This window comes from Streptomyces sp. NBC_00005 (genome assembly GCF_045160215.1).
Classification (GTDB): domain Bacteria; phylum Actinomycetota; class Actinomycetes; order Streptomycetales; family Streptomycetaceae; genus Streptomyces.
Window position 1 is genome coordinate 9,788,077 of the sequence record NZ_CP108316.1, and the last position, 22,186, is coordinate 9,810,262.

20 protein-coding genes and 1 pseudogene are annotated in these 22,186 nt (G+C 72.1%); 8 read left to right on the plus strand and 13 right to left on the minus strand.

Going from position 1 to position 22,186, the window contains the following annotated elements; genetic code table 11:
- The first annotated feature begins 72 nt into the window (after positions 1–72).
- On the plus strand, positions 73–1,056 hold the full coding sequence (locus tag OG303_RS44635) for an alpha/beta fold hydrolase (RefSeq protein ID WP_405875715.1): 984 nt from the start codon (positions 73–75) through the stop codon (positions 1,054–1,056).
- A gap of 6 nt (positions 1,057–1,062) precedes the next feature.
- On the opposite strand, the gene OG303_RS44640 is transcribed toward OG303_RS44635, so the two are convergent.
- From OG303_RS44640 to OG303_RS44685, 10 genes and pseudogenes are all read right to left on the minus strand, one after another.
- Positions 1,063–1,611 carry a hypothetical protein gene (locus OG303_RS44640; RefSeq protein ID WP_405875717.1) on the minus strand — a complete coding sequence of 183 codons (549 nt, stop codon included), beginning with the start codon at positions 1,609–1,611 and terminating at the stop codon, positions 1,063–1,065.
- Between the two features lie 184 nt (positions 1,612–1,795).
- Complete coding sequence (locus OG303_RS44645) at positions 1,796–2,575, minus strand: SDR family NAD(P)-dependent oxidoreductase (protein WP_405875718.1); 780 nt, start codon at positions 2,573–2,575, stop codon at positions 1,796–1,798.
- 211 nt (positions 2,576–2,786) lie between these two features.
- The gene (locus OG303_RS44650) at positions 2,787–3,728 is read right to left on the minus strand and encodes an NADP-dependent oxidoreductase (RefSeq protein ID WP_405875720.1); all 942 of its coding nucleotides are present in this window, start codon (positions 3,726–3,728) and stop codon (positions 2,787–2,789) included.
- Positions 3,729–3,834: 106 nt separating this feature from the next.
- The gene (locus OG303_RS44655) at positions 3,835–4,608 is read right to left on the minus strand and encodes a FecCD family ABC transporter permease (protein WP_405877786.1); all 774 of its coding nucleotides are present in this window, start codon (positions 4,606–4,608) and stop codon (positions 3,835–3,837) included.
- Positions 4,581–5,492 carry a FecCD family ABC transporter permease gene (locus OG303_RS44660; protein ID WP_405875722.1) on the minus strand — a complete coding sequence of 304 codons (912 nt, stop codon included), beginning with the start codon at positions 5,490–5,492 and terminating at the stop codon, positions 4,581–4,583. Before OG303_RS44660 ends, OG303_RS44655 begins: the two co-directional genes overlap by 28 nt.
- Positions 5,482–6,138: pseudogene (locus tag OG303_RS44665) on the minus strand (AMP-binding enzyme); the annotation flags it as partial. The gene OG303_RS44660 and the pseudogene OG303_RS44665, both read right to left, overlap by 11 nt.
- Before the next feature lie 165 nt (positions 6,139–6,303).
- Positions 6,304–7,818, minus strand: a complete 1,515-nt coding sequence (locus OG303_RS44670) for an amidohydrolase (RefSeq protein WP_405875724.1) — start codon at positions 7,816–7,818, stop codon at positions 6,304–6,306.
- Between the two features lie 82 nt (positions 7,819–7,900).
- Positions 7,901–8,554, minus strand: a complete 654-nt coding sequence (locus OG303_RS44675) for a hypothetical protein (RefSeq protein WP_405875725.1) — start codon at positions 8,552–8,554, stop codon at positions 7,901–7,903.
- Positions 8,555–8,707: 153 nt separating this feature from the next.
- Positions 8,708–10,546, minus strand: a complete 1,839-nt coding sequence (locus OG303_RS44680; RefSeq protein ID WP_405875727.1) for a glycoside hydrolase family 15 protein — start codon at positions 10,544–10,546, stop codon at positions 8,708–8,710.
- A 97-nt stretch (positions 10,547–10,643) separates the two neighbouring features.
- Entirely contained in the window at positions 10,644–11,423 is a 780-nt protein-coding gene (locus tag OG303_RS44685; protein ID WP_405875728.1) for a DeoR/GlpR family DNA-binding transcription regulator, read from the minus strand.
- Between the two features lie 135 nt (positions 11,424–11,558).
- Between OG303_RS44685 and OG303_RS44690 the strand changes: the two genes are divergently transcribed.
- A complete protein-coding gene (locus OG303_RS44690; protein ID WP_405875729.1) occupies positions 11,559–12,440 on the plus strand; it encodes an SIS domain-containing protein in 882 nt (293 codons plus the stop codon).
- Positions 12,441–12,531: 91 nt separating this feature from the next.
- Positions 12,532–13,392, plus strand: a complete 861-nt coding sequence (locus OG303_RS44695) for a class II fructose-bisphosphate aldolase (RefSeq protein ID WP_405875730.1) — start codon at positions 12,532–12,534, stop codon at positions 13,390–13,392.
- Here the strand turns inward: OG303_RS44695 and OG303_RS44700 are convergent, their stop codons facing one another.
- Entirely contained in the window at positions 13,393–14,538 is a 1,146-nt protein-coding gene (locus OG303_RS44700; RefSeq protein ID WP_405875731.1) for a methyltransferase, read from the minus strand.
- Positions 14,539–14,772: 234 nt separating this feature from the next.
- Here OG303_RS44700 and OG303_RS44705 point away from each other — a divergent pair, with 234 nt between their 5' ends.
- Positions 14,773–16,011, plus strand: coding sequence for an ROK family protein (locus OG303_RS44705; protein WP_405875732.1), 1,239 nt, complete (start codon positions 14,773–14,775; stop codon positions 16,009–16,011).
- Here OG303_RS44705 and OG303_RS44710 read toward each other — a convergent pair.
- Positions 16,008–16,847: an LLM class F420-dependent oxidoreductase gene (locus OG303_RS44710; protein WP_405875733.1), complete on the minus strand. Its 840-nt coding sequence runs from the start codon at positions 16,845–16,847 to the stop codon at positions 16,008–16,010. The genes OG303_RS44705 and OG303_RS44710 overlap by 4 nt on opposite strands.
- A gap of 136 nt (positions 16,848–16,983) precedes the next feature.
- Between OG303_RS44710 and OG303_RS44715 the strand changes: the two genes are divergently transcribed.
- The 3 genes from OG303_RS44715 (at position 16,984) to OG303_RS44725 (ending at position 19,759) form a co-directional block, all read left to right on the plus strand.
- The gene (locus OG303_RS44715; RefSeq protein WP_405875734.1) at positions 16,984–17,439 is read left to right on the plus strand and encodes an RpiB/LacA/LacB family sugar-phosphate isomerase; all 456 of its coding nucleotides are present in this window, start codon (positions 16,984–16,986) and stop codon (positions 17,437–17,439) included.
- Positions 17,440–17,514: 75 nt separating this feature from the next.
- Positions 17,515–18,684 carry a PfkB family carbohydrate kinase gene (locus OG303_RS44720; protein ID WP_405875735.1) on the plus strand — a complete coding sequence of 390 codons (1,170 nt, stop codon included), beginning with the start codon at positions 17,515–17,517 and terminating at the stop codon, positions 18,682–18,684.
- A 94-nt stretch (positions 18,685–18,778) separates the two neighbouring features.
- On the plus strand, positions 18,779–19,759 hold the full coding sequence (locus OG303_RS44725; RefSeq protein WP_405875736.1) for a pseudouridine-5'-phosphate glycosidase: 981 nt from the start codon (positions 18,779–18,781) through the stop codon (positions 19,757–19,759).
- On the opposite strand, the gene ilvY is transcribed toward OG303_RS44725, so the two are convergent.
- Entirely contained in the window at positions 19,738–20,601 is an 864-nt protein-coding gene (gene ilvY, locus OG303_RS44730; RefSeq protein ID WP_405875737.1) for an HTH-type transcriptional activator IlvY, read from the minus strand. The two genes, OG303_RS44725 and ilvY, sit on opposite strands and share 22 nt — an antisense overlap.
- An 88-nt stretch (positions 20,602–20,689) precedes the next feature.
- On the opposite strand from ilvY, the gene OG303_RS44735 reads away from it, so the two are divergent.
- Entirely contained in the window at positions 20,690–22,159 is a 1,470-nt protein-coding gene (locus tag OG303_RS44735; RefSeq protein ID WP_405875738.1) for a ketol-acid reductoisomerase, read from the plus strand.
- Positions 22,160–22,186: the final 27 nt, after the last annotated feature.

Sequence of the window (22,186 nt, forward strand, 5' to 3'; positions counted from 1 at the left end):
GTCGCCTGCGTCGTGCCGGCCCCTGCATGATCGTAGCTCACGCCCTTGGCCACGCTCGCCCCGGGAGGGACCATGCCGCAGACCCCCGCCGCCGACCGCACCCACCGCCTGGTGCCCTCACCGGCCGGCCGCACGCACCTCGTGGAGCAGGGCAGCGGGCCCCTGGTACTGCTCGTGCACGGCTTCCCGGAGACCTGGTACTCGTGGCGGCACCAACTGGCGGCCCTGGCCGCCGCCGGCTACCGCGCCGTGGCCCTCGACGTCCGCGGCTACGGGCGCTCCTCCAGACCCGCGGACGTGCCCGCGTACCGGATGCTCGACCTGGTGGCGGACAACGCCGCCGTGGTCGACGACCTGGGCGAGCGGTCAGCGGTGATCGTCGGACATGACTGGGGCGCGACCATCGCCGCAACCTCCGCCCTGCTGCGACCCGACGTGTTCCGCGCGGTCGGGCTGCTGAGCGTGCCCTACACCCCGCCCGGCGGCCCCAGGCCCAGCGAGGTCTTCGCGGGGATGGGAGGCGAGGAGGAGTTCTACGTCTCCTACTTCCAGCAGCCCGGCCGCGCCGAGGCGGAGATCGAACCCGACGTCCGCGGCTGGCTCGCCGGCTTCTACGCGGCCCTGTCCGCCGACACCATGCCCGCGCCCGGCGCGCCCGATCCGCACTTCGTCGGCAGCGGCGGGACGCTGCGCGACAGGTTTCCGGTCGGCCGTCTGCCGGCCTGGCTCGGTGAGCACGAACTCGACGTCTACGCCGAGGAGTTCGAACGGACCGGCCTGACCGGGGCCCTGAACCGCTATCGGAACATGGACCGGGACTGGGAGGACATGGCCGCCCACCAGGGCGCCCCCATCACGCAGCCCTCGTTGTTCGTGGGCGGATCCCTCGACGCGTCCACCACCTGGCTGGCCGATGCGATCGAGGCGTATCCCACCACCCTTCCCGGTCTGACCTCCTCCCGCGTCCTCGACGGCTGCGGCCACTGGATCCAGCAGGAACGCCCGGAGGAGATCAGCCGGCTCCTGATCGACTGGCTCGACTCTCTTGAGCACTGACGTGCGTCAGCGTGCGCCGGTCCAGTTGTGGGCCACGTCCACGATCACGTGGCCGGTCACCAGCTGTACCCGGAACGGCAGCCGTGCCCGGACGCCGAGCCCGAGTTGGGTGTCGCCCTCGAAACTGCCGGCGAACCGGGTGTCCCTGAAGGTGCGGTACCCGGCGAGGTCGACGCCCGGAAGCGGGCGGCCCGCCCGTGCGGGATAGGTCGGTGCCCCGGTCGCGGGGTCGTAGGCGGGCGCGGTCACCCGCACTTCGAGGACGGCCCCGCCGCGCACGGGTATCACGCGACCCGAACCGTCCTGGCGGAGGCGGTCGACGTACCTGACGGAGTAGCCGAGGCTGCCCTTGCTCGCGCCGGGGATGTCGACGACCATCCGGTCATAGCAGGCGTGGCGGCCGGTCCTGACGTTCGTCACCGGCGTCGACGTGGACGCTGCCCGTGTCTTGGCGAGGCTGCTCCAGCCGGTGGGGCAGGCGGTGGTCCGGGCGGTGGCGAGCGGTGCGGCGTCGGCCGGGACCGCGGTCGCCCCCATCGCGGTACCCAGGAGCATGAGCGCTGCCCATGCGGTTCTGCTTCGTGTTGATCTGCTCGGTATTGCTCTGCTTGATCTCATCATGTCCCCCGAAGTGCGTTTAGTGCTGTTATTTAATGAGACACGCAAGATGGCTGGAAGGTTGCGGTTTCTGGCTGGATATCTCGGGGGAGCGGGCGGCCGATGGGGCAGCCGTTGACGGCTACCAGGTGGGTACGAAGCCCCCGTCGATCCGGATGTCGGCGCCCACCGTGTTCGCGGCCCGCGCGCCGGCGAGGAACAGGACGGCGTCCGCGACCTCGGCGGGCTGGGTGAACCGGCCGGTCACCATGGCACCCTCTGCCCCTTCCGTCACCGCCGACCGGTCGGCGCCGGTCGCCCTGCTTACCGTGGCCGCGACGCCGTCGTCGGCCAGCCACAGATCGGTGGCGACCGGGCCGGGACTGACGGTGTTGACCCGGATTCCCCGGGCGCCCACTTCCTTCGACAGGCCCTTGGAGAAGGCGGCGAGTGCCGCCTTGGCCGCGCTGTAGTCGAGCACCAGGGGATCGGGCAGGGCGGCGTTGACCGAGGCGATGTTCACGATGCTGCCGCGGCCCTGTGCGAGCATGACGGGAAGGGCCGCGCGGGTCGTCCGTACGGCTGCCAGAAGGTTGACGGTGAGCGAGGCCAGCCAGTCCTCGTCGGTGATGCTCAGGAATCCTTCGGGGCGCACAGGGGCGGCCCCGACGTTGTTGACGAGGATGTCGATACGGTCACCCGCCCGCGCCACCAGCCGGGCAGGAGCCGACTCCGTGGCGAGGTCGACCTCGACGACCTCGACCGCGCCGGTCTTGGCCAGCTCGTCCAGCTCGTCCGACGAGTGGCGGGCCCCCGCGACCACACGGGCCCCTGCGGCGGTCAGGGCCCGGACGACGGCGAGGCCGATGCCCCGGCTGGCTCCGGTGACGACGGCGACCTGGCTGTCGAGTTCCTGGTCCATGACCTGCTCCTGACGTGTCCGGGAGGGAGCCGGGACGCTCGCCGCCCACCGGCCCGACTCTACGAGGGAGGGCGGGAGAAGGCTTCGGTCAAGCGACTGTTCCACCGGCCACGCACCTGCCGTCACTCCCGCTCCGTGCGGAACACGCAGCGCCGGCACGGCTGCCACAGGATCTGCGGAGCTGAGCCCGCCCACGACACCCCGAGCGCGCCTACGAAACCCGCAACACGACCTTCCCCCGCCGATGCTCGGCCTCCAGTGCCGCATACGCACGCGCCGCGTCCTTCAGCGGTACCACCCGGTCGATGCGTGGTGTCAGGGTGCCGGTCTCGAAGAGTCGGGCCAGTTCGGTGAGGTCCGTGCGGTTCGGTTCGACCACGAAGAACGCTCCGCGCGTCCCGCCCGCCCGGCTCGTGTCGGGTGGGGCGACGATGCTGACGAGCACACCTCCGGGTCGCAGCACCTGCCAGGACCGGGTCTGGCTGTCGCCGCCGACCGTGTCGAAGACCAGGTCGATGCCCTTGACCTGGTCCTCGAACCGCTCACCCGCGTAGTCGACGACGTGTTCAGCGCCCAGCGCACGGACGAACTCCGCATCGGCCGCCGACGCCGTGGCGGTGACGGAGGCGCCGAGGGCTGCCGCGACCTGCACCGCGAAGGAGCCCACTCCGCCGGCCCCGCCGTGCACCAGAACCCGTTGTCCCGCTGTGAGGCCTCCGTGGTGGACGAGGCCCTGCCAGGCCGTCAGCCCCGCCAGAGTCAGCGCGGCCGCACCGTCGTGGTCCAGTTCCGCGGGTTTGACCGCGAGCACATCGGCCGGGACGGCGGTGAACTCGGCCGCCGCACCGTCCCGGGTGAAGGGGATCAGGCCGAACACGTCGTCGCCGACCGACAACCCCGTGACCGCCGGCCCCAGTTGGGCCACCTGGCCCGAGACCTCCTTGGCCGGCACGATCGGGACGCGCGGGCTGCCGCTGCCGTCGAAGCTGTCCGTCCAGGTCGCGTCCCAGCCCAGTTCGCCCGAGGTGATCGACGCGGACCGTACGGCCACGAGCACCTCGCCCGGCCCGGGTACCGGCCGGGGTGCCACTTCGTAGACGAGCTGGTCCGGCCCGCCGCGCTGGTGACCGCGGACCGCGTGCATGGTGTCCATGAGAGGTTCCCTTCGGCGCGGCGCCTGTCGCCGCCCACCCGACCATCGTGGTCCTCGGACTCCCGGCCCGCATCAGTCGTACGACTTCCTTCGTGTCGCCGGTCGCTCAGATCCGGCCCGCCCGCCGCTGTCGGCGCAGCAGCAGTCCCAGGTAGAGGCCTCCTACTACCGCCCACCACGCCGACCGGCAGCTGGGCCGTGTCGTGGATGCGTTGGGAGGCGAAGTCGGCGGTGACGACGAGGAGGGCGCCGGTGCAGGTGGCCGCCGCCAGGTTGGGGCCGGGGGCGCGGGTGAGGCGGCGGGCCAGCTGGGGGCGATGAGGGCGACGAAGGGGATCGGGCCGGCTGCGGCCGTGGCCACCGCGCAGGCCGCCGTGGCCACGACGAGGATCAGCAGCCGGGTGTGCTGGACGGGCACCCCGAGCCCGCCCGCCCCGTCGTCCCCCATTTCGAGGATCTTCAGCCTGCCCGCCACGAGGGCGACCAGCGGCAGGACGACGAGCAGACCGAGCGCGGCAGGGCGGACGTCCTGCCAGTCCCGGCCGTTGAGGCTGCCGTTGAGCCACACCATCGCCTGGGCGGCCTGGGTGAACCTGGCCTTCGCCAGGAGATAGGCGTTCACGCCCTGGAGCAGGGCGCTCACCCCGATGCCGACCAGGACGAGCCGGTAGCCGTGGATGCCGTGCCGCCACGCGAGCACGTACACCAGCAGCGCGGTCGCCAGACCACCGGCCACCGCCCCGAACGCGATCTGCCCGCCGGTGCCGCCGACGACCAGCACGACCAGCAGGCCTCCGGTGGCCGAGCCGTAGGTGAAGCCGACGATGTCGGGGCTGCCCAGCGGATTGCGGGTCAGGCTATGGACAGCGGGAGTGTCCAGCGCTGGTCGGCCCCGGCGATCATGCGGGCCATGTGCGGGACGGCGAGGCCGACGAAGACCAGGGGGCCGACGGCGGAGGTCGCCGCACCGCACAGCAGCGTCACGGTCAGCAGGCCCAGAAAACGGGTCCGGTCCAGGTGGGCGCCGAGGGCGCGGGCGGTGTCGTCGCCCAGGGCCAGCGCGTTCAGCGGCCGGACCAGCGCGAGCGCCAGCACCAGGCCGACCACGACGAACGGCGTGATCGTCGTCAGCGTCTCGCTGTCGGCCCGGGCCAGGGATCCCACACTCCAGAACCGCAGCTGGTCCAGGGCCTGGGCGTCGAGCAGCATCAGGGTCTGGCTGATGCCGGTGAACACGGCGGCGATCACCGCACCGCCGAGCGCGAGCCGTTCCGGCGTGGCACCGCCGCGTCCGCCCGAGGCCAGCGAGTACGCCAGCAGGCCCGCCACCACGGCCCGCGCCATGGCGAACCACACCGAGGCCCACATGCTGGTCAGCCCCAGCACCGTGAGGGACAGGACGACTCCGGTGGCGGCGCCCGCGTTGATCCCGAGCAGGCCCGGATCGGCGAGCGGGTTGCGGGTCAGCGCCTGGATCAGCGCACCCGCGACGCCCAGCGCGGCTCCGGCGGCGATACCGGCGAGGGTGCGGGGCACCCGTACGTCCCACACCACCGAACTCGCGGTCGACCCGTTGTCGTGGAGCAGCGCGTGCACGACCGTGGCCAGGGACCGTGAGCGTGATCCGATCGCCAGGCTGAGTGCGACGGCCGTGAGCAGCAGGAGCAGGGCGCCGAACACGGCCAGCGTGCGCGTCGAGGTCCGCCGCCGGGGTGGCGCCTGGTCGGACTGTTCAAGTGCCGCCGTAGCGGCCTTAGTTGCCACCGCCGGCCTCCGCGCGGAGTCGTTCGGCGATGCTGCGGCCGAGCGCCTTCTTGTCGATCTTTCCGACCGAGGTGCGCGGGAAGACGCCGACGGTCTCCACCCGGTCCGGCAGTTTGTACGCGGCGACGCCCCGTTCGGCCAGGAAGGCGGCGAGTTCCCGCTGCGTCGGGGCCGTCTCGCCGCGCGGCACGAGGTAGGCGCAGGTGCGCTCGCCCATGGTCTCGTCGGGCATGCCGACCACGGCCGCGTCGTGGATGCCGGGGTGGGCCAGGATGTGGTTCTCCAGTTCCTCGGCCGAGATCTTGTCGCCGCCCCGGTTGATCTGGTCCTTGGCCCGTCCCTCGACGACCAGATGGCCGGTGGGCAGGACCTTGACCAGGTCGCCGGTGCGGTAGAAACCGTCCTCGGTGAACGTCCGGGCGTTGTGCTCGGGCGCCTGGTAGTAGCCGCGCAGGGTGTAGGGGCCGCGGGTGAGCAACTCGCCGGTCTCGCCCGGGAGTACGTCGTGGCCGTCCTCGTCGACCACCCTGATCTCGTCGGCGGGGGAGAGCGGGCGGCCCTGGGTGCCGATCACCAGCTCCGAAGGGTCGTCCAGGCGTGTGTGGTTGAGCAGCCCCTCGGCCATCCCGAAGACCTGCTGATCGGTCCCCTCGCGCTCGCCTGGCCCAGGACATGTGGGGGCTGTCGCGTTGCAGGGGTGGCGAGTGGCACGACTCGCTCACGGCACGGCCTCCCGATCGGGCGCAGTGCTTAGGTTAGCCTCACCTAAGCGATGTTGTCGCCTCGGGTTGACCGGGAGTTCCATTCGCCGTCAGTAGGGGCCGTGGGTCCAGCGCCCGCCCAGCAGGGTGGCGTGCACCGGCATCTCGCGCAGCGTGCGCGCGTCGGCCTCCAGCGGATCCACGTCCACGACCACCAGGTCGGCCGCGTCGCCGACCCGGAGCTGCGAGCGTCCCCGTGCCGACGCGGCGAGCGCCGCCCGCACGGGGATCCGCTGTTCCGGATGCCAGGCGGGCCGCTCGTCGTGCGTGCGGTTCACCGCCGCCGCGATGCCCAGCCACGGGTCGAGCGGCGAGACGGGAGCGTCGGAGCCGAACTCCAGCCGGGCACCGGACGCCAGCAGGTCGGCATAGGCGAAGGCGCGCCCGGTGCGCCCGGCCCAGTGCCGGTCCGCCACATCGCGGTCGTCGGTGGCGTGCGCGGGCTGCACCCCCGCCGTGACCCCCAGCTCCGCGAACCGCGGCACGTCGGCGGCGGTCAGCAGCTGGGCGTGCTCGATGCGGCCCGGGCGGCCGACGGTCGCGAAGGCGTCGAGGGCAAGGGTGTTGGCCCGGTCGCCGATCGCGTGCACGGCGGGCTCGATGCCGTGCGCGACGGCCCGTCGCATCAGCCGTACCAGCTCGTCGTACGGCGTCTCCTCGATGCCGTACGCCTCCTTCGTGCCCTCGAGTCCGGGGTACGGGTCGCAGCACAGCGCGGTCCTCGTGTTGAGGGAGCCGTCCGTGAACAGCTTGAGCGGGCCGACCTGGACCAGGCCCCCGGCCCCGGGCAGTACGTCACCCGTGCTGAACCCGCGCTCGATCGCCGCGTCCAGGTGCCGGGGATAGACGGCGGCCTGTACGCGCACCGAGAGGGGCGAACTCGCCGCGCGGCGGCCCCAGTCGGCGAGGTTGTCGGAGAAGTGGAAGTCGATGAGGCCCGTCACGCCCCGCGCGGCCGCGTCCGTGCAGGCCTCCGCGATCCACCGGTCCAGGACGTGCGCGGGCACCTCGGGCAGGGCCTGCATCGCCTCGAAGCACTCGTGCTCGCGCAGCAGGCCCGTCGGGTGGTCGGCCCGGCCGATCAGCGCCAGGCAGGCCGAGTTGAGCCAGGCGGCATGCAGATCGGCGCTGATCAGTGCGACCGGCCGCTGCGAACACACCGAGTCCAGCAGCGACTTGTGGGGCACGTCGGGCCACAGCCCGTCCCGGAAGCCCTGTCCCGTCAGCACCTCGCTGCCGGGCGGGCCGGCCGAGTTCCGTCGTACGGCTTCGGCCACCGCCCGCGCCGAGTCCAGCCCCGACAGGTCCACCCGATGACGGTTTCCGGCCCACTGCCCGGCATGCACATGCGCGTCCCACAGGCCCGGCAACACGGTCCGCCCCTCCAGGTCGACCACCGGGCCGTCGAGGTCTTCGCCCTCCACCGCGACGGCGACGACCCTGCCGTCGGCGACGCGCACACTGCCCAGCGGCCCACCCGCACCCAGCCGAACCCGGGCCAACGTCAGTGCGGGCGTGGCGGGTTCGTCCGCCGAGGGGCCGGGAACGCCGTCGAGGCTCGTCATCGGGGCTCCTGTCGTGAGGGCACGTGCGGCAGGGTGGGACAGCCGATCGCTGCCCCACCCTGCCGGTGATCTGCTCCCGAGGCTACGCGGGGATCGAGCTTCGAACGCGCGTGGAGCTTCGGTAGGTGGAGATACCCACGGCCAGCAGCCAGTAGCTGAGGATCGCCCCCATCAGCGCTGTCGTGCCCCAGCCGTTCGCCGCGTAGAAGTGCGCGGGCGTGTTGCCGAAGAACAGGGACGGGACGAAGGCCAGGTTGAACGCGGCCAGGACGTAGGCCGAGCGGCCGATCCAGCGGGGCAGCAGGCCGGTGCGCGAGACGATGTAGCCGACCGTGGTGAGGAAGAGGCCCAGCATCAGCCGTGAGATCGTCCCGTAGAGGATGTACGTCCCGTTGACCGTGATCGTCGGGTCGATCGGATGGTCGGTGGCGATGACCGCGCCGGCCTCCAGTCCCATGGAGACCAGGGTGATCGTCGCGTAGACCAGTCCCGTGGCGAAGGCCAGCGAACCCGCCCACTCGTATGCGGGACGCGTGTGCTTGACCAGTTCGCGCAGGGCCGTCACGAACACGACCAGGCACGCGAGGGCGATGATCCCGAGGAGGAGCCTGGCCAGCACGTTCGCGTCCGGTGGCGGGCCCGAGTAGACGAAGTACAGGGGCACTTCGACGATGAGCGCGGCCGCGGTGGCGATGCCGGCGACGCCCGTCAGGCGCCTGGCGAAGGTTTCGTTCATGGTGTTCCCCCGAGTCCGTGAGGTGGATTCCGAGTCGGACCGTCTTCCGACGTCTTGAATCCTTCCGGGCGTGGGGCTCCCGGTCGCTGGGCCTGGGCGGCGGATGCGGGGTGGACCTGACAACACCCCCTGCCGGGTCCTGAGCCCAGGTCCTCAGCCCAGGGCCTTGTCCAGGTTGAAGGCCGCGCTGATGAGCGCGAGATGGGTGAACGCCTGGGGGAAGTTGCCCTGTTGCTCGCCGGTGTGGCTGATCTCCTCGGCGTACAGGCCCAGATGGTTGGCGTAGGTGAGCATCTTCTCGAACGCGAGCCGTGCCTCGTCGATGCGTCCGGCGTGAACCATGGCCTCGACGTACCAGAACGAGCAGATGGAGAAGGTGCCTTCGTCGCCGTGCAGTCCGTCGGGGCTGGCTATCGGGTCGTAGCGGTAGACGAGCGAGTCGGACACCAACTCGTGGGTGAGTGCGTCGAGCGTCGACAGCCACTTGGGGTCGGTGGGGGCGATGAACTTCGTCAGCGGCATCATCAGGACGGCCGCGTCCAGTACGTCGCTGTCCTCGTGCTGGACGAAGGCCTGGCGGGACTCGGACCAGCCCCGCTTCATGATCCGCCGGTAGATCGTGTCGCGGGACTCGCGCCAGCGGGTCAGGTCGGCGGGCAGGCCGCGCCGGTTGGCCATGCGGATGGCCCGCTCGATCGCCACCCAGCACATGAGCCGCGAGTACAGGAAGTTCTTGCGGCCGCCGCGCGTCTCCCAGATCCCCTCGTCGGGCTGGTCCCAGTGCTCGCACACCCACTCCACCAGCGTGCACACGTCGTCCCACTGGCCGCTGGAGATGGGCTTGGCCCACTTGTCGTAGAGGTAGATCGAGTCGATGAGCGCGCCGTAGATGTCGAGCTGGAGCTGGTCGGCGGCCGCGTTGCCGATGCGTACCGGCGCGGAGCCGTGATGCCCTTCCAGGTGGTCGAGTTCCAGCTCGGTGAGGTCGGTACGGCCGTCGATGCCGTACATGATCTGCAGGGGAGCGGACTGCCCGTCGTCGGACGGACTGACGTGACTGGTCAGGAACTTCATGAACGCCTCGGCCTCTTCGGTGAAGCCGAGCCGCAGCAGCGCGTACACGGCGAAGGCCGCGTCGCGCACCCACACGTACCGGTAGTCCCAGTTGCGTTCGCCGCCCAGCTGCTCGGGCAGGCTCGTGGTCGGCGCGGCCACGATCGCGCCGGTGGGCGCGTAGGTGAGCAGCTTCAGGGTGAGGGCGGAGCGGTGCACCATCTCCCGCCAGCGGCCACGGTATTTGGAGGCGGACAGCCAGCGCCGCCAGTACGCCACCGTCGTGCCGAACTGCTCCTCGGCCTCGGTCTTGGCACACCGGCGCGGCTGCAGGTCGCCGCCGACCTGGTCGAGTGCGAACACCGCCGTCTCGCCCTCGGAGAGCTTGAAGTCGGCCCGCGCGTCCAGGCCTTCGGCCTCCAGCGGCACGGTCGCCGTCAGCGCCAGTGACAGCCCCTCGGACTCGAAGACCGCCGCCTCCCCGACCATGCGTACGGTGTGCGGCCGGGCGCCGTAGTCGAACCTCGGGGCGACGCGCGTGCGGAACGGGATGGAGCCGCGTACGCACACCACCCGCCGGATCAGCCGATGCCGTTCGGCCTCCACGTCCCCGCCGTTGACGGGCATGAAGTCCTGGACCTCACCGACGCCGTCCTCGGTGAAGAACCGGGTGATCAGGACGTTCGTGTCGGGGAAGTAGAACTGCTTCGTCTTCGCCGGGACGGCCGCCACCAGCGTGAAGGACCCGCCGCGGTCCGCGTCCAGGATCGACGCGAAGACACTCGGCGCGTCGAAGGCCGGGCAGCAGTACCAGTCGATGGTGCCGTCGGTGCCCACGAGGGCCACGCTGCGCAGATCGCCGATCAGACCGTGCTCGGCGATCGGCAGATACCGGGGAGCGTCCGCCGGGACGTCCTCGTCGATCGCTCTCGCGCCCATCGCAGCCTCCCTGCCCCGACACGCATCCGCTCCCAGCCTAGGCCGAACCGGGGACACGAGCGCGAGGATCGCGGAGGCCGGGGCACACCGTCGCCCGTCAGACCGCGCCGACCGCGATCCCCGCCTCTTCGAAGCGGCGCACCGTGTCCGGGCTCGCCGACGTGTCCGTCACGAGAGTGTTCACGTCCTCGGCCGCGCAGATCCGGGCGAAGGCCCGCTGGCCCAGCTTGCTGGAGTCGGCGGCGACGATCACGCGCTCGGCACGCTCGCACAGCAGCCGGTTGATCGCCGCCTCCGCCTCGTCGTGCGCGGCGGCGCCGTGCGTGACGTCGAAGGCGACGACACCGAGCACGGCCACATCGATGGTGATCTGGCCGAGCACGCCGTCCGCGAGCGGTCCGATGAGCTCGTACGACTGCGGGCGCGCGACCCCGCCGGTCACCACGATCTTGAACTGGGGGCGCACGGCAAGCTCGTTGGCGATGTTGAGCGCGTTCGTGACGACGGTGAGCGCCGGAGAACCGGTGGCGAGATCGCTGCGCACGGCCAGGGCGCGCGCCACCTCGGTGGTGGTCGTGCCGCCGGTCAGCCCGACCGCCTCGCCGGGCGCGACCAGGTCGGCGACCGCCTTCGCGATCCGCTGCTTCTCGGAGGCGTGGCGGGCCGTCTTGTAGCGCAGCGGCAGCTCGTACGACACTCCGTGCACGACCGCGCCGCCCCGGGTGCGGACGAGCATCTGCTGCTCGGCGAGCTGGTCGAAGTCGCGCCGGATGGTCGTGGCCGAGACCTCCAGGTCGGCGGCCGCCTCCTCGACGTCCAGCTGGCCGCGCTCGACGAGCAGCTCCAGCAGCGCCTTCCAGCGCGCGTCCCGGGGCATGCCCACCCTCCGTTCCTCGATCTCCCGGCGACCCTAGCGCACCCCGTATGCGCTTGAATGCTTGATTCTGCTCGAAAGCTCGCTATATCTTGCAAGAATTAGCATGCCAGCGAACGGATCAAGGGAGTGGTCGGCATGACCCATGTCGAGGACGAGCTGACCAGCCAGCCCGAGTGCTGGATCCGGGCGGCGTCGGAGGCGGCCCGGCACGGCGGGACACTCCCGGCGCCCGGCGAGCGGGTCGCGATCGTCGGGTGCGGCACCTCGTACTTCATGGCGCAGGCGGTCGCCGCACTGCGCGAGGGCGCCGGGCAGGGCGAGACGGACGCCTTCGCCGCCTCCGAGTTCCCGTACGGCCGCTCGTACGACCGTGTCGTGGCCCTCACCCGCTCCGGCACCACTACCGAAGTCCTCGACCTGCTGGGCCAGTTGAAGGGGTGGACGCCGACGACCGCGATCACCGCCGACCCCGGCACACCGGTCATCTCGGTCGCCGACGAGGTCGTCGTGCTCGACTTCGCGGACGAACGATCCGTCGTCCAGACGCGGTTCGCGACCACCGCGCTGACCCTGCTCCGCGCCCACCTGGGCCTGCACACCGAAGCCGCCGTCGCCGACGCCCGCACCGCCCTCGCGTCCCCTCTGCCCGAAGACCTCGTCGCCTGCACGCAGTTCACCTTCCTGGGCCGGGGCTGGACGGTGGGCCTGGCCAACGAGGCCGGGCTGAAGATGCGCGAGGCCTCACTCGCCTGGACCGAGGCCTACCCGGCGATGGAGTACCGACACGGGCCCATCAGCATCACCACCCACGGCACGGCGACCTGGATGCTCGGCGACGCGCCCGAGGGGCTGGCCGAACAGGTGCGCGCCACCGGCGGGTTGTGGGTGGCCGGCGGACTCGACCCGCTCGCCGAACTGGTCCGCGCCCAGCGCCTCGCGGTCGCCGTCGCCGCGGCCCGCGGCCTCGACCCGGACCAGCCGCGCCACCTCACCCGCTCGGTGATCCTCACGCCCTGACCAGCCCGGAAGTTCTGGCCAGCTCGGAAGTTCTGGCCAGCTCGGAAGTCCGACCAGTCAAGAAGCCCTGACCAGCCAGGAAGGTGAAACCGTGTCCCTCGTAGCCACCGGCGATCTGGTCACCCGCGCCGCCGACGCCCACTCCGCCGTCGCCGCCTTCAACATCATCACCCTGGAGCACGTCGAGGCCGTCGTCGCCGGCGCCGAGGCCGCGCAGTCCGCCGTCGTCCTCCAAGTCAGCGAGAACGCGGTCAAGTTCCGCTACGGCCGACTGCTGCCGCTCGCCCGCGCGGCCGTCACCGCCGCCGAACGCGCCTGCGTGCCCGTCGCGTTGCACCTCGACCACGTCCAGAGCGACGACCTTCTGCGCCAGGCCGCGGACGCAGGATTCAGCTCCGTGATGTACGACGCGTCCCGCCTGCCCTACGACCAGAACCTCGCCGCGACCCGGGCCGCCGTCGACTGGGCACACACCCAAGGCCTGTGGATCGAGGCCGAGTTGGGACAGGTCGGCGGCAAGACGGGGCAGTCCGCGCTGGACGCCCATGCGCCCGGCGCCCGCACCGACCCCGCCGAGGCGCGCGCCTTCGTCGCCGACTCCAAAGTGGACGCCCTCGCCGTCGCCATCGGCAGCACGCACGCCATGACCACCCGCACCGCCACCCTCGACCACGACCTCCTCAAACGGCTCTCCGCCGCCCTGGACGTGCCTCTCGTCCTGCACGGCTCCTCCGGAGTGCCGGACGGCGAACTCGCCGCGGCGGTCGCGGGCGGCATCGCCAAGGTGAACGTCGGCACGGCCCTCAACATCGCGATGACGGGTGCCATCCGCGACTTCCTCGCCGCCCACCCCGAGGCGGTCGACTCGCGCAAGTACCTGAGCGTGGGGAGGGAGGCGATGGTGCGGGCCGTGACCGGCATCATCCGGACCGTGGGCCGCCCGTCCGCGTGATCACTTCTTGACGGCCTTCAGCACCACGAACTTCGGGTCCCCGGCGACCAGTTGACTGTTGCCGAACACCTTGCGCAACTTCACGTGGTACCCCAGGTGCCGGTTCCCGATCACCCACATCTCGCCGCCGGGCCGCAGCACCCGCCTCGCCCCGGTGAACATCCGCCACGCCGTCGAGTCGGTCGTCGCCTGGTGCGAGTGGAACGGCGGATTGGTGAGCACGAGGTCGACACTCCCGTCCGGCACCCCCGCCAGCCCGTCCCCGACCCGGAACTCCGCCTGCCCCGGCACCCCGTTCGCCCGGTACGTCGCCTCCGCCGAGGCCACGGCCTGGAACGACTCGTCCACGAACAGCACCTCGGCCGCCGGGTCGGCCAGCGCCACCGCCGTACCGACCACCCCGTTGCCGCAGCCCAGGTCCACCACCCGCTGTCCGGCGCGCGCGGCCGGCAGGTGCTTGAGGAAGAAGCGGGTGCCGATGTCGAGCCGATCGGCGCAGAACACGCCCGCGTGGTTGACCACGGTGCGCCCCGAGACCGGGCCGACGCCGTCGGGCAGGGCGTAGCTGTACGGCCACGGGTTCGCGGAGCGCTCGAGCGACGGATCCGGCGTGCAGAACACGAGCCGGGCCTTCTTCTCGGCGAGCGAGGTGCGGGTCGGTCCGAGGATCCGCTCGAACAGTTGCAGCGTCGAGGTGTGGATCTCCTTCACCATCCCGGTGCCGACGACGACCGTCCCCTCGCGCACCGCGGGCGCCAGCCGCAGCAACTGGTCCTCCAGGAGGGCAAGGCTCTTGGGCACCCGCACCAGGAGGACGTCGATGCGGTCGGGCGGCGGATCCTGGGTGGTGAGCAGCTGTACGGCACCGGTCTCGACGCCGGCCCGCGCCAGGTTCGCCCGGGTCGCCTCCTGCGCGAGGAACGAGTCGGTGATCTGCACGGGCCGATGCGCCGCGAGCGCGCTGACCAGGGCACCCCAGCGGTCCCCGAGGACCACGACCGTGCCGGACAGCGGGACCTTCTCGTCCGCGAGGTGCCTGAGCAGGTACTCGTCGGAGGCGTCCCAGGCACGCAGCCTCTCGCGCGGGTCCTCGGGGAAACGGGTCGGCGCGAGCTTGCCCCACGGCGTCTTCATACGGTCGTTCATCGTGTGCCAAGGCTAGCCGAGCCCCAGCTCAGGCCCGGTCGGGCGGCCCCGCCGGTAGCGTGCCGCGCCGGGGCCTTCGCTCGCCCCGGCCGTCCCGGGTGTCCCGGCCGTCCGTTCCGCGTGCGTGCAGGCACCGCGCCGCCCGAGTTGGGGATGACAGGACGTCCGAACATCACGCTTCGGGTCGGCGACCGGTCGGCCGACGCATTCGCGGATCATGGGAGACTCGCCCTCATGAGCGGCAAGGCGGACCCCCGGCCGACGGGGGATGGAACCACCTCGAGGACGCGGCTGGACCGGGGGCGCGGCGCGCTCGGGCCCGCGTTGGAGCTCGTGCACACCGGACGCGCACCCACCCGGGCCGTGCTCACCGCCGAACTCGGCGTCACGCGGGCCACGGCCGGTGCGGTCGCCGCCGAGCTGGAGGCGCTCGGGCTGATCCGCGTCGACGCGCGGCCCGGCGCGGCGGCCGGCTCGCAGGGCAGGCCCTCGCACCGGCTCGCGGTCGCCGAGGACGGGCCGGTCGTCCTCGCCGCGCAGGTGCACGCCGACGGGTTCCGGGCGGCGCTGGTCGGACTGGGGGGCCGGATCGTCGCCACCGCCCCGGGCTGCGAGACCGTCGACGCCGACCCGGCCAAGGTCCTCGGCTCGGTCGTGGAAGCGGGCGCCGAACTGCTGCGCTCCACGGGACGGCGCTGCGTCGGTGCCGGACTCGCCGTACCGTCCGCGGTCGCCGAACCGGACGGCCTGGCACTCAACCCCCTGCACCTGGCGTGGCCCGCGGGCGCGCCCGTCCGCCGGATCTTCGCGCAGTGCGTGCGCGAGGCCGGGATCACCGGACCGGCCTTCGCGGGCAACGACGTCAACCTCGCCGCCCTCGCCGAACACCGGCACGGCGCGGGCCGCGGCGCCCGGGACCTGCTGTGCGTGGCCACCGGCCACCGGGGCGTGGGCGGCGCGCTCGTGCTGGACGGCCGCCTGCACACGGGCAGTTCGGGCCTGGCCCTGGAGGTCGGCCACCTCACCGTCAACCCCGAGGGCCGCCCCTGCCACTGCGGCAGCCGCGGCTGCCTCGACGTCGAGGCCGACCCGCTCGCCCTGCTCACCGCGGCCGGCCGCGACCCCGGCCCCGAGGTCTCACTGCTCCAGCAGGCCATGGACCTGATCCGCAACCACTATGACGACCCGGCCATCCGCACGGCCACCGAGACCCTCATCGACCGTCTCGGCCTCGGCCTCGCGGGCCTGGTGAACATTCTCAACCCCGACCGCATCATCCTCGGCGGCCTCCACGGCACCCTCCTCGGCGCCGACCCCGACCGCCTGCGCGCCGTCGTCGCCGACCGCAGCCTGTGGGGCCAGAGCGGCGGCGTCCCCATCCTGGCCTGCACCCTGGACCACAACAGCCTGGTCGGCGCGGCCGAGTTGGCGTGGCAGCCGGTGCTGGACGATCCGCTCGGGGCACTCGGCTAGAACGCCTTCGCCAACTCCTTTGCCAGCGGGTCGAGTACGTGCCGCGTGTAGGGCAACGGCAGGTAGACGACGGCGAGTTCGGCACCCTCTGCGGCGAAGTCGGCCGCCCTCGCGGCGGTCCGCCCCGGATCACCGTCGAACCGCACCTGCGCGGAGAGCCGGATCTCCGCGGGATCGCGTCCGACGCGGCCGCAGTGCTCGTACAGCACCTCGCGCGCTCTGCGGAACTGCTCCGGCGTCCCCGTGTCGAAGTTCCAGTGCTGGGCGAACCGCGCCACGGTCCGCAGGGTGCGTTTCTCGCCGCTGCCGCCGATGCACAGGGGCGGATGGGGGCGTTGCAGCGGCTTGGGGTCGCAGCGTGCGTCGGTCAGCTCGTAGTAGTCGCCCTTGAAGGTGGTGCTCTGCTGCGGTCCGAGCAGTCCCGTCAGCACTTCGCACGCTTCCTCGAAGCGGTCGCTGCGCTGCTTCGGGGTGCCCAACTCGATGCCGTAGGCGCGGGATTCCTCTTCGTTCCAGCCGGCTCCGACGCCGAGTTCCAGGCGGCCGCCGGAGATGACGTCGAGGGTGGCCGCCATGTTGGCGAGCACGGCGGGATGCCGGTAGTGGATGCCGGTGACCAGCGTGCCCAGGCGCAGCCGCCGGGTCGCCTGGGCGAGCGCGGTCAGCGTGACCCACCCTTCGAGACGCGGTGTGGCCGGATCGGTGCCGTGCATGGCCTGGAAGTGATCGGAGGTCCAGCCGGACTCGAAGACCTCCATCTCGTCGGCGGTACGCCAGACGTCGAGCAGCGCGTCCCAGGTGGTGCCCTGTGGCGAGGTTTTGAAGGCGAAGCGCATCGCGCCAAGCTAGTGCCGCGACAGGCAATAGGGCAGCGGCCGCAAGGCTGCCAGACGGTTTCCCCGCCCCGCGCGAGTCCGCTCCTCCACACCTGCGCACTGGGGGCGTGGGCCCCGCGGGGTTACGCTCCGGACCATGCGGATCTCCGTCTCCTCCGACATGGACGAACCCGTGGCGCGCTCGCTCGTCGCGGACCTGCGCAGACGCGGCCACGAGGTCGTGTCCTACGGGGCGCTGAGTCCCGGTGACGATCCCCAGTGGGCCGCGTGCTCCGAGGCCGCCGCCCGCGAGGTCGCCGCAGGGACCGCGGACCAGGCGGTCGTGTGCTGCTGGACCGGCACGGGAGCGTCCATTGCCGCGAACAAGGTCCCCGGCGTACGGGCGGCCCTGTGCACGGACGCGTACACCGCGGACGGCGCCCGCCGCTGGAACGACGCCAACGTGCTGGCGCTCAGCCTGCGACTGACGTCCGAGCCGCTGCTCAAGGAGATCCTCGACGCCTGGTTCGCCGCCGAGGCCAGCGAGGACGCCGAGGACCGGGGGAACGTGGAGCGTGTGGGACGGCTCGACCTCGGCAGGAGCACCGGCTGACCGCCCAAGCCCCTGCCCAAGACCCCGGCAGACACCTCTTGCTTACTTCAATAAAGACGCTTTAGTTTAGTCAGCATGATGTTGACCCAGCGGGAGCGCGAGATCATCGCGCTGCTGCGCCGCGACCCGCTCGCCGGTCCGCAGGTGATCGCCGACGCCCTCGGCAGCACCCGGGCCGCGGTGAACGTGCACCTGTCCAACCTGGGCAAGAAGGGCGCCATCCTCGGCCGCGGCTACATCCTCCGCGAGGACAACGCGGTCGTGGTCGTCGGCGGGGCCAACGTCGACGTGAAGGTGCGCAGTCTGGCGCCCGTACGGCAGCGGACGAGCAATCCCGGGCGGGCCGGCACCACGGCGGGCGGCGTGGGCCGCAACATCGCCGAGAACCTGGCGCGACTGGGAACCCCCACGCATCTGATCGCCGCCGTCGGCCGGGACGCGGCAGGCGAGCGGCTGCTCGCGGAGACCGCGGCCGCGGGCGTGCGCCTTGGCCACGTGCATCGCAGTGCGCACCCGACGGGGACGTACACGGCGGTCCTCGACGCCGACGGGGACCTGGTCGTGGCGGTGGCGGACATGGCGGCCACCGAAGCGCTCGCTCCGGAAGACCTGCTCCCCGCCCGCGAGTTGATCGCTCACGCCGACATGCTGGTCCTGGACGGCAATCTGCCCGCCGACGTGCTGGCCCACGCCATGGACGTCGCCCACCCCGCCGACGTACCGGTGGTGATCGACCCGGTCAGCGCCCCCAAGGCGGCCCTGCTCGCGCCCCTGCTCACCGCCCGGCGCCCGGTCTTCGCACTGACGCCGAACCTCGACGAACTGCGGGCCCTGCTCGGCACGGACGTCCGCGACAGCGAGGCCGAGGTGACGGCCGCCGCCGGCGTGCTGCACGCGCGCGGAGTGCGGCATGTATGGGTACGGCTCGGCGCGCGCGGCAGCGTGCTGAGCACCTCGGGCGAGGACGCGAGGGTCCTGGCCGCACCACCCGCCGAGGTGGCCGACGTGACCGGCGCCGGGGACGCGATGCTCGCTGCGTTCGTCCACGCACTGCTGGCCGGTGGCGACCCGGCGGACGCCGCCCGCTACGGACATGCCGCCGCGGCCCTGACGGTCGAGAGCCCGGCGACGGTACGCCCCGACCTGACCCCACGCCTGATCGAGGACGCGCTGACCGGCCCGTACGACCTGACGGAACGGACCGGCCAGACCCGTTCGGACGACCTGACCGACTCACCGGCCTGACCGAACGATCTGAACCGCCCGCCCGGCCGCCCCGAATCCTGTACGACCCGAGTCCTGAACCCCCGACCCTGAACGACCCGATGCGGAGCCAGAGATGACCACGCCCACCCCTGCCCCGACTCCCGCGACCGCAGTCCCGCATCCGCGCCTGGTGCTGACCGACGAGGTCCGCGAGGCGCTGCGCGACGGGCGTCCCGTCGTGGCGCTGGAGTCGACGATCATCAGCCACGGCATGCCGTACCCGCAGAACGTCGAGATGGCCGTGGAGGTCGAACAGATCATCCGTGACGGCGGCGCCGTCCCCGCGACGATCGCGGTCCTGCACGGCCGGCCCCACGTCGGGCTGACCCAGGCGGACCTCGAACTCCTGGCGACCGCGCCGGACGTCACCAAGGCCAGCGTCCGCGACCTCGCGTACGTCATCGCGCGCGGTGCCCACGGCGCGACGACCGTCGCCGCGACCATGCGGCTGGCCGCCCTCGCCGGCATCCGTACCTTCGTCACTGGCGGCATCGGCGGCGTGCACCGCGGCGCGCCGACGACGTTCGACATCAGCGCCGACCTGACGGAGCTGGCCGTGACCGGCGTCGCGGTGATCAGCGCGGGCGTCAAGAGCATCCTCGACATCGGCCTGACCCTGGAGACCCTCGAGACCCTGGGCGTTCCGGTCCTGACCTACGGCACGGACGAGTTCCCGGCGTTCTACTCGCGGCGCAGCGGCTTCACCTCGCCCATGCGCGTGGACTCGCCGGCCGAGATCGCCGCCGTGATGCACGCCCGCTGGGACCTCGGCATTCCCGGCGGCGTCAGCATCGCCAACCCGGTGCCCGAGGACGAGGAGGTCCCCGCCGAGCACATGGACGGCGTCATCGCCCAGGCCCTGGCCGAGATGGACAAGGCCGGCATCACCGGCAAGGACACCACTCCCTACCTCCTCGGCCGGATCGTCGAGCTCACCGGTGGCGAGAGCCTGCGTACGAACATCGCGCTGGTCAAGAACAACGCCCGGCTCGGCGCGCGGATCGCCGTCGAGTACGCCGCGCTCGGCGCCCCTCAGCGGTCCGAGTCCCCCTGACACAGGCTCCACAGGGCCGCCACCAGTGGCCGCCGCAGATCGGCCCGCCGGACGCACAGCCCGATCGGGAACGGCTCCGGCGGCGGATCGGCGGGAATCACCGTCAGCCGGTCGCGCACCGCACTGTGGTCCAGTACGAGGCGGGGGACCACGCCCGTGCCGCAGCCCAGGGCGACCAGCGTCAACAGCCCCTCGTGGCCGTCCGGTTCACAGGCCGGCTCGGGTGTCGTGCCGCGGGTGCGGAACCAGCGGTCGGCGGCCTCGCGGACCAGCCCGCGGTGGGGGAGGACGAAGGGGCCGTCGAGATCGGCGTCCGGGCGGTCCCGCGCGGTGACGAGGACCAGCTCGGTGACCGCCACCGTGCGGCTCACCAGGCCCTCGGGCAGCCGCGCCGGGATCCCCGCCACGGCCACGTCGACCTCGCCCTCGTCGAGCCGGGCCAGCGCGGCCGCCGCGTCACCGGTGCGCAGGTCGAGGAGGACCTGGGGGTGGGCGGTGCGGAAGGGGGCCAACAGGTCGGGCAGCAGCGCCTGGCAGGCGGTCACCGTCGCGAACAACGCCAGACGGCCGGTGAGTTGGGCCGGGTCGGGGTGCTCCTCGCGGTAGGAGCGCCACAACTCCAGTGCCTGGACGGCGTATTCACGGAAGCGATGCCCCTGAGCCGTCAGTGACACCCCGCGCGGCCCGCGCTCGAAGAGCCGATGCCCGAGGTCCGTCTCCAGCCGCTGCACCGTGCGCGTCAGCGTCGCCGGACTGACGTGACAGTCCAGGCTCGTCCGCCCGAAGTTCAGCGTTTGCGCCAGATGCAGGAAAAGACGCAGCTCCCGATGGTCATCACGCACCCTGTGACCTCGCTCTTTCACTTCATGCAACAGCCCGCTGCATATGTTGCGCTTGCTGCAACACTCTCGCGGAGCCTACAACTCGACCATGACCTCGACCACGTACACCTCCCGCGTCTTCCCCCTCGAAACGATGGACGTGCCCGGCGGCACCGAGACCATCCTGCGCGGCGGCCGGCACCTCTTCCCGCTGCTGCCGCAGGCCTTCGCCGGCGTCCGCCGCATCGGTGTCCTCGGCTGGGGCCCGCAGGGCCGCGCCCAGGCCCTCAACCTGCGGGACTCGCTGGCCGCCACGGACATCCGGGTGGCCGTCGGACTGCGCCCGGGATCCGGTTCGGCCGCCGACGCCAGGGCCCACGGCTTCACGGAGGAGGACGGCACGCTCGGCGACTGGCTTGCCGTCGCCGCCGAGAGCGACCTGGTGATCCTCCTGATCGCGGACGCCGCACTCGCCGCGCACCACCAGGAGATCTTCGCGACGCTCGGGCCCGACGCCGTCATCGGCCTCTCGCACGGCTTCCTGCTAGGCCATCTCCGGGAAACGGGAGGGGAGTTCCCGCCCGGGCACGGAGTGATCGCCGTGTGCCCCAAGGGCATGGGCGACTCCGTGCGGCGCCTTTACCAGCAGGGCGAGGAGATCAACGGCGCCGGAATCAACAGCAGTTACGCCGTCCACGCCGACCCCGACGGCCGGGCCACCGACCTCGCGCTCGGCTGGTCGGTCGCGCTCGGATCGCCGTACACCTTCCGCACCACGCTCGAGAGCGAGTACCTCTCCGACATCGTCGGGGAACGCGCCATCCTGCTCGGCGCCGTGCACGGCATCGTGGAGAGCCTGTACACCCGTGGCCGCCTGGCGGGCGACGACCCCGTCACCGCGTACGAGAAGGCCTGCGAGAACATCACGGGACCCATCGCCCGCACCATCTCGCACACCGGGCTGCGCGCCGTGCGCGAGGGACTCGACGCGGCCGGCCGGGACGCCTTCGACCGCGTCTACACCGCGACGTACCGGCCCGCCCGGGAGATCGTCGCCGAGATCTACGACGAGGTCGCCGACGGCACCGAGCTGCGCAGCGTGATCCTCGCCGAACGGCGCCTCGGCAGCCGCCCGATGAGCGAGATCGGCGGCTCACCCATGTGGTCGGTCGGCGACGAGGCGCACCTCCGGCGCGGCGAACGCGAGCTGCCCGTCGACCCGTTCACCGCCGGCGTCTTCGTCGCCACCATGACCGCCCAGATCGACGAGTTCGCCGAACGCGGCCACCCCTGGTCGGAGATCGTCAACGAGTCCGTCATCGAGGCGGTCGACTCCCTGCTGCCCTACATGCACGCGCGCAACGTCGCCCACATGGTCGACAACTGCTCCCGCACGGCCCGCCTCGGCGCCCGCCGCTGGGGCCCGCGCTTCCAGGCGGCGTACGAGCAGATCGCCTACCCGGCCGCCGAACACCCGGCGGACGAAGCCCTGTTGACGGCATTCGACACCCACGCCGTGCACGAGGCCCTGGCCGCGGCGGCGAAGCTGCGGCCTTCCGTGGACATCTCCGTCGCCTAGTCGCGACCCGGCTGCCGCCTCCTTGCC